The sequence below is a fragment of the Streptomyces anulatus genome (genome assembly GCF_000721175.1).
GTDB lineage: Bacteria > Actinomycetota > Actinomycetes > Streptomycetales > Streptomycetaceae > Streptomyces > Streptomyces anulatus_C.
In genome coordinates this window covers 98,701-106,590 of the sequence record NZ_JOEZ01000019.1, presented here as the reverse complement: position 1 = coordinate 106,590, position 7,890 = coordinate 98,701, and the positions used below count along the sequence as shown (strand labels likewise).

At 71.3% G+C, this 7,890-nt stretch carries 3 protein-coding genes; 2 read left to right on the top strand and 1 reads right to left on the bottom strand.

What is annotated here, in order from left to right:
* Positions 1-105: 105 nt before the first annotated feature.
* Entirely contained in the window at positions 106-792 is a 687-nt protein-coding gene (locus IG90_RS40780) for a transposase (RefSeq protein WP_078585383.1), read from the top strand.
* Between the two features lie 133 nt (positions 793-925).
* Here the strand turns inward: IG90_RS40780 and IG90_RS0123205 are convergent, their stop codons facing one another.
* On the bottom strand, positions 926-1,594 hold the full coding sequence (locus IG90_RS0123205) for a 4'-phosphopantetheinyl transferase family protein (protein WP_030587758.1): 669 nt from the start codon (positions 1,592-1,594) through the stop codon (positions 926-928).
* 393 nt (positions 1,595-1,987) lie between these two features.
* Between IG90_RS0123205 and IG90_RS0123200 the strand changes: the two genes are divergently transcribed.
* Complete coding sequence (locus IG90_RS0123200; protein ID WP_051860218.1) at positions 1,988-7,885, top strand: beta-ketoacyl synthase N-terminal-like domain-containing protein; 5,898 nt, start codon at positions 1,988-1,990, stop codon at positions 7,883-7,885.
* The last annotated feature ends 5 nt before the right edge of the window (positions 7,886-7,890 follow it).

The following is a 7,890-nucleotide window of genomic DNA, read 5'->3' as shown; positions in this document are numbered from 1 at the left end:
CCACTTGGCGACGCCGCCACCAGTCCCGAGCCCAAGCCAGCCACTATCGGCGACAGGTCGCCCAGGCATGAAGATCACGATCTACGACTGGAGTACTAGTCTGAACTGCTTTGCCTGCTTCAGTCACTACGCTCGGCCAAGGGACTCGCACTCGTCCGCAGCGTCGCCGAGTGGAATGAGCACACCCACAGCCGCACCAACTGCCGCAACGAACACCGGGACAAGACGCTCACCACACAGGTCGACGACCTGGAGTTGGCGGCCCGAAGCCTCGGACCGGCAGCTTCTTCCCTTGTCTGCTGGAACGGCGACGCCGCATCGACAAGGCCCCTCTGCACCGTCATCATGGAGGCTTACATCGAGGGTGTCTCCACTCGGTCGGTCAACGACCTGGTCAAAGCCCTGGGGGTGGACACGGGGACGTCCAAGTGCGAGGTCTCCCGGATCTGCGCTGCCCTGGACGAGCCGTTGACCGCGTTCCGCACCAGGCTGCTGGACCGCGCCCGCTTCCCCTACATCTACCTCGACGTCACCTACTGCAAGGCTTGGGGCCACCACCAGATCGCCTCCCGGGCCGTGGCCATCGCGACCGGCATCACCGAGGACGGCGGCCGGGAGGTCCTCGGCGTGGTCCTGAAGGACGCCGGCGAGATGGTCGCCGCGACGATCCGCACGATCTTCGCCCAGCCCAGCCAGAGCGTGGTGAGGGCCCAGGTCGATACCGTCACCGACATGCTCGGCAGCCAGTTCCCACGGGCAAACAGATGCTGCTGGAAGCCAAGGACGACCTGACCGCCTTGGCTGATCCAGTCGACGAACCCGCTGGAGCGGATCAACCGGCCGAGCACATGCCCGCCCTGGCTGACACGACTGAGGGCCGCGAGTGATCACGCCGGGGGTTTTCCGGCGTGGCTGGTGGGGTTCGTCATGCGGGCCACGGCACGGTGACGGCGGTGACGACGTGTCGAGCGTCACCCCCGGCGTGCCAGCGTCCGGTGAACCGGCTGATCCGGTCTCCGGCGACAATTGGTCCGGGCACGGTCAGGTCGGCCGTGAAGGTGTGACGTTCCGGATCGGGCGTGATGATGCATTCCGTGAAGTCCAGCCAGCGGCCGGTCAATGGGAACCACGCTTTGTAAACGCTCTCTTTCGCGCTGAACAGCAGCCGGTCCCAGTGTATGCGAGGGTGGGTGACGGCCAGCCGGGTCAGGGCTATTCGCTCCTCGGGGAGCGCGGTCAGCTTTTCCACGCCGTCGGGCAGAGCGGCGTGCGGCTCGGCGTCAATCCCGATCGAGGCGAATGTGGCGCGATGAGCTACCGCCGCCGCTCGGTAGCCGTCACAGTGCGTCATGCTGCCGATCACTCCGTTCGGCCACTGCGGTGCACCCTTGGGGCCCGGCAGGATCGGTCCGGGAGGCACTCCAATCCGTCTCAGCGCGGTGCGTGCGCAGAGACGGACGGCGGCGAACTCGCGGCGGCGCTTGTCGACTGCGCGGGCCACGACGGCAGCCTCCTGCGGGTGCAGGTCGATGTGCAGTGGGTCGGTGAACAGCTCGGAAACGGCGACACCGGATGGAAGGAGGGCGTTCAGCAATCCGGTGTCGTCGGCTCCGGTGGTCACGGGTGACCACCCGCTTGCTCAGTGTGACGAATATCGCAAATCTTGTCCACTGCATCCTCCAAATTCGACTCACGAGGCGGGTGGTGGGGGCCCCGGCATTCTTCGGTGTGTGCTGCACGAATGACCGTCTTGCCCGTTCCTTGATCGGCGGTTGGTCACGCTCGGTAAGGCGAAAAGTAACCGCAAGGCGCTGTAGACGGGAGTGATCCACTGGACTACGTTCTGCATGCAGCGGATGACACAGGGGAGTTTTCTGATGCAGATGAGTGTGGGTTCTGGCCCGTTATATCACCGAATATGGGGGCCAGGCAGGTGGCAGCACGGCTACGCACAGCTCCCCGGTCACCACCCCTCCGGTTCTGCCTCGTGACCGCCCGGCATGTCGTTCTGGGCCTGCCGACGCTCGCCACCGGTGGCCTCTCCGAGAACTGGCTGTTACGCGAGTCCGGCGACCTGCACTGGTCGTTGATCGGTGAGTACTTCGGCACCTCGGTCAACAAACTCGCCGATGCCGACGGCACCCGGTTACTTCCGGCCTTCGTCCGGGTCCGGCACACTGCGAGCGCCTCGCTCGCCTCTTTCGCCGAGCTTGACGAAGGCGAGATGAGCGGTGAACTGACCAGACTGGACGACCGGCGGTTCCTGTCCGACATCCGGTTCGCCACCGGTACGGCACACGTCGACGTCCGGCTGCTCACCGTCTTCGTCCGCCGCTCGGACCGCAACTGGCTGGTCCCCGGAGTCCCACAGCTCCCCGGCTGCCTGCCGGCCCGTGAACCGGACGCCGACCAGCTTGCCTTCCTGCACGACTTCCAGGCGCAGAGCGGGCGCCACCTGGACGGTCCCGGGCTGCACACCGAGCGTTACGAACTCAACCCGGTCGTCGACGTCAACGCCCTCGGCCTGCTCTACTTCGCCTCTTACCCGCACATCAACGACCACGGCGAGCGTCGGTACCTGCACTCGCTGGCGCCAGGCGGCGAGTGGGCCACCGCGGCCGCCACCGTCAGCCGCGACATCGTGTATCTGGCGAACTGCGGCGCCGAGGACACCGTGCGATACCGGCTCGACGACCTGCGCCTGGAGGACGGCCACCGGGCGGTGCTGACCTCGACGCTGCTGCGCGAGGACGACAACAGGCCGCTGGCCCGGATCGAGACGGTCAAAGCACTGCGCGGGCCCAGCGTGTTCGGCGACCTCTGGGGTAACACCGTCACCACCCGCGCCGCGACGGCCCGGCCGGACCCGGCGCCCACGCCCGACGACCTGGACGCGGTGCTGCTGCCGCTGCTGGAACAGGCGCTGGGTCGGCCCGCCGGCTCCCTGACCGCCGACGACGACCTGCGGCGGTACGGCCTGGACAGCGTCGCGCTGGCCGAGGTCGTGGCGCTGGCCCACGACGAGCACGGTCTGCAGATCGATCCCAGCGCCATGTTCCAGGCCTTCACCGCCGCCGCCATGGCACGGGTGATACGCGGCGAAGACCGCGAGCCCCAACCGGTCGCCGCCACGGCCGCACCGAAGCCGGACGCCTCGGCGCCGATCGCGGTGATCGGCATGGCCGGACGTTTCCCCGGGGCGGACAACGTGGGTGAGCTGTGGGACCTGCTCGGTCGCGACGAGGACGCCGTCGGCGACATCCCGATCGACCGCTGGGACACCGCCGCGCACCCGGATCTGGTGGGACGGGCGGCGCTGCTCGACGACATCCGCCGCTTCGACCACGAATTCTTCGCCATCAGTCCCCGCGAGGCTGCGCTGATGGATCCCCAGCAGCGACTCATGCTCGAGGTGGCGTGGGCGACGGCCGAGGACGCCGGACAGGATCCCACCACGCTGGCGGGCAGCCGGACCGGCGTCTACACCGGGGTGTGCCACTCCGACTACGCCACCGTTCTGGCCGAGCACGCCGGTCGCGACGAACCGCACTTGAGCGTCGCGGTCTCCCCGTCGCTGGTGGCCAACCGGGTCTCGTACGCCCTGGGCCTGCGCGGCCCGAGCGTCACCGTGGACACCCTCTGCTCGTCGTCGCTGGTCGCGGTCGCCCAGGCCATCGCGGCGCTGCGGGCCGGCGAATGCGACCAGGCCATCGCGGGCGGCGTGAACGTGCTGTGCGACCCGGGACAGCACGCGGCGTACCAGCGGGCAGGTGTGCTGAGCCCACGCGGACGCTGCCACACGTTCGACGACGGCGCCGACGGCTACGTCCGCGGCGAGGGGGCGTGCGCGTTGCTGCTCAAACCCCTCGACCGGGCGCTCGCCGACGGCGATCGGGTGCACGCGGTGATCCGCGAGGTGGCGGTCAACCACGGCGGGCAGGCGCAGTCGTTCACCGCGCCCAACCCGGAGGCCCAGGCCGACCTGTTGGTCAGCGCATACACCACGGCGGGCGTCGACCCCACCACCATCGGCTACATCGAGGCGCACGGCACCGGTACCCGGCTGGGCGACCCGATCGAGGTGTCGGCCATGGTGGCGGCGTTCCGCCGGCTGTACGCCCGCAGTCAGCACCCGATGCCGGACGCGCCGCACTGCGGCATCGGATCCATCAAGACCAACATCGGTCATCTGGAGGCCGCCGCCGGTATCGCCGGAATGATGAAAGTCATTCTCGCGATGCGCCACCGGACCCTGCCGGCCACCCGCAACGTGCGCCGGACGAACCGCATGATCAACCTGTCCGGGTCGCCGTTGCGGCTCCAGCTGGAACAGGCCGCATGGGAGCCGCCGCCCGGCGGCGGCCCCCGCCGGGCCGGGGTCAGCTCGTTCGGCATGGGCGGCACGAACGCGCACGCGGTCCTGGAGGAGGCACCGCCCGCCGCCGAGGCGCTGCCGGCCGGCCGGGTGGCGGTGCCGGTGTCGGCCCGCACCCCGCAGGCCCTGCGGGACGCGCTCGTCGCGCTGCTGAACGTGGTGCGGTCACCGCAAGCGCCCCCGCTCGCCTCGATCGCTCGGACGATGAGCACCGGCCGGGCCACGCTGGCCTGCCGCGTCACCGTCACGGCGGCCGACCTCGGCGAGCTCGCGGACGCGCTGGCCGCCGCCGTCGACGCCGAGCCGCTCACCGGCGACGCCGGGATCGAGGGCCCGGTGCCGGCCGCCCCCATTGTGTCGCTGCCGACCTACCCGTTCCGCCGGGACCAGCACTGGGCGGCGCCCACTGCCGCCCCTCAGTTCCTCACCGCGGCCTGGCAGGACGCGCCGCCACCCGCGCCGGCTCAGCGCGGCCGCTTCCTGGTCCTCACGACGGACCCGAACCTGGCGCCGACGCTGTTCGGCGACGACGCCCTCGCGCATCGCCCCGGCGATCCGCTGCCCGCCGTGCCGGGCCTGGTCGGCGTCGCCGATCTGGTCGACTGGAGCGAACCGGGCGCGCTGGTCACCGAGCGGATCGAGGTGCTGCGCGAAGTGCTCGGCCGGCATCCGCGTACCGGCCTGCGCTGCCTGCACGTCAGCGGCGCCCGCCGCTCGGCGCTGGCTGGCTTCTACCGCGCCGTCTCCGGAGAACTGCCCACGGTGGTCTCCCGCACCGTCCGGGTCGACGGTGACTTTGCGGACCTGGCCGCCGCGGTCGCGGCCGAGAGCACGGCCGACGACCAGGAGACCGAGATCGGGTACGCCGGCTCCCGGCGGCGGCGCCGCGTGGTCGGGTCCGCCCAGCCCGGCGACTTCGACCCGCTGACCGGTCTGGACCGGGGCGCCGTTCTGATCACCGGGGGCGTCGGCGGAATCGGCCTGCGCCTCGCCGAGCACCTGGTCGACCGGGGTGCGCGGCACCTCGTCCTGATCGGCCGCTCCGCGCTGCCCGCCCGCAACCGTTGGGCGTCCCTGGTCGCCGAGCCGTCGACCGACCCGCTGCTGCGCGCGCGCCTCACCGCTCTGCTGGCCCTCGCCGACCGGGACGTGAAGCTTTCCGTCCACACACATGCGCTGAACGACGTGGGCACGCTGCGCCGACTGATCAACCGACATCGAAGCCGCGCCGGCGGGATCGCGGCGGTCTTCCACTGCGCGGGGGTCATGCACCAGCCCCGGTCATTCCTGGCCAAGACGGCCAGCGAGATCGGTGACGTGCTGCGGCCCAAACTCGCCGTCGAGACACTGTGGGCGGCGTTCGGCAGCCGTTTGCCGCGGCTCATGGTGTTGTTCTCCTCGATCGCGGCCGGGTCGCCGCGGCTGGCCGGGGGCTATCTGGACTACGCCGCGGCCAACAACGTCCTCGACGACTTCGCCGAGGCGCACGCGGAAGAGCCCGGGTGCGTGGTCCGGTCGCTGCGGTGGCCGCTCTGGCGGGACGTCGGGATGGGCGAGCGGCGTACCAGCGCCGGGACCGAGCTGGGCATCCCCGACCTGGCGGAGACCGACGCGCTGCGACTGCTCGACCTGGCGCTGCGGGTGCCGGGCGAGCCGGTTCTGCTTCCCTGCCTGACTCGCCGGACGACGGCGCCGGCCGACGACCTGTTCCGGGCGCCCCGGCGTGCCCCCGAGGCGGCCCCGGCGCCGGTCACCGCTCCGGCGGACGGGCCGGAGCCGGACACCATCGACTGGCTGGCCGACGTGGTGGCTCGGACCACTCGCACCGATCGGTCCCTGCTGCGGCCCGACACCAACCTCGTCGACCTCGGCGTGGACTCGTTGCTGATGGCAGAGCTGGTCCGCGATCTCGAGGCGGCGCTCGGCGACGTTGTGGATCCCAGCCTGCTCCAGGAGCATCCGACACTGGCCCGGCTCGCCGCCGCGCTCACCGACGGAGGAGTGCGCGCCCCGGCCACCGGCCCGGTGGCGTCCGCGGCGCCGGCGCGGACGCCCGCCGCGGACGGCGTGCCGATGCGGATCGCGGTCATCGGGATGGGCTGCCGGCTACCCGGCGCCGCCGACCCGGGACAGCTGTGGCAGGCACTGCTCGCCGGGCGGGACATGGTCGGCGACGTGCCGGCGGACCGGTGGGACACCACGGCGCTCTACCGGCCGGACGGCGGCCCCGGGTTCAGCCAGAGCCGGTGGGGCGGCTTCCTCGACGACGCCGCCCTGTTCGACCCGGGCTACTTCGGCTTCGACGACGAGACGGCACGGCAGCTCGACCCCCTGGTGCGCAAGACGCTGGAGGTCGCCGTCGAATGCGTCCACGACGCCGGGTACACCGACGAGGAGTTGCGCGGCCGCCGGGTCGGCGTCTTCGTCGGCGGCCGGACCGGCAACCACCGCGAATACCTGCGGCCGCTGACCCGCGAGTCCATCGTCGGGATCAACCAGAACTACATCGCGGCGCACGTGTCGCACTTCCTCGACCTCGCCGGGCCGAACCTCGTGGTCGACAGCGCGTGCTCGTCGGCGCTGGTCAGCGTGCACCTGGCGGCGCAGAGCCTGATGCTGGGCGAGTCCGAGATGGCGCTGGCCGGCGGCGTGGACTTGCTCCTGGACGAGGAGCCGTATCTGATGCTCAGCGCCGGCAAGGCGCTGTCACCCACCGGACGCTGCCGCACCTTCGACGAGTCCGCCGACGGCTTCGTCCCGGGAGAGGGCGCCGGGCTGGTGATGCTGAAGCGTCTCGACGACGCCGAACGCGACGGCGACCGCATCCTCGCGGTCATCGAAGCGTCCGGTGTCAACAACGACGGCCGCACGATGGGCCACACCACCCCGAACGGGCACGCCCAGCGGGCGCTGATCACCGATGTGCTCGCCCGCGGCGGCATCGACGCGCGCACCATCGGATATGTCGAGGCGCACGGCACCGGCACGATGATCGGCGACCCGATCGAGTTGCAGGCGCTGACCGCCGTCTACCGGCAGCACACCGGCGACCGGGAGTACTGCGGGATCGGCAGCGTCAAGAGCTCGATGGGCCACCTACTCAGCGCGGCCGGGATCGCCGGATTCATCAAGGCCGTGCAGACGCTCCGGCACGGGCTGATCGTCCCGACCCTGCACTGCGAGCGGCCCAATCCGCGGTTCGCGTTCGCCGAGTCACCGTTCTTCCCCGCGCGCACCACGACCGAACTGCCCGCCGGCAGCCGCGTCGCGGTCAGCGCCTTCGGATTCGGCGGCACCAACGCCCACGTCGTACTCGGCCCCGGCGCGCCCGAGGGGACCGGCCGGGCCCCGCTCCCGCCACCGGGGTACCGGCGTCGCCGGTACTGGCCTCGCCGTGCCGAGATCCGTACGAGTCCCGTCCGCCCCGCCGCGAGACCGGTCCGGTCGGCGCGCCTCGATCTCACCGTCACGCCGGTCGCGGCCCCCGCGCTCGACCGTTCCCACCGCTGAGCTGC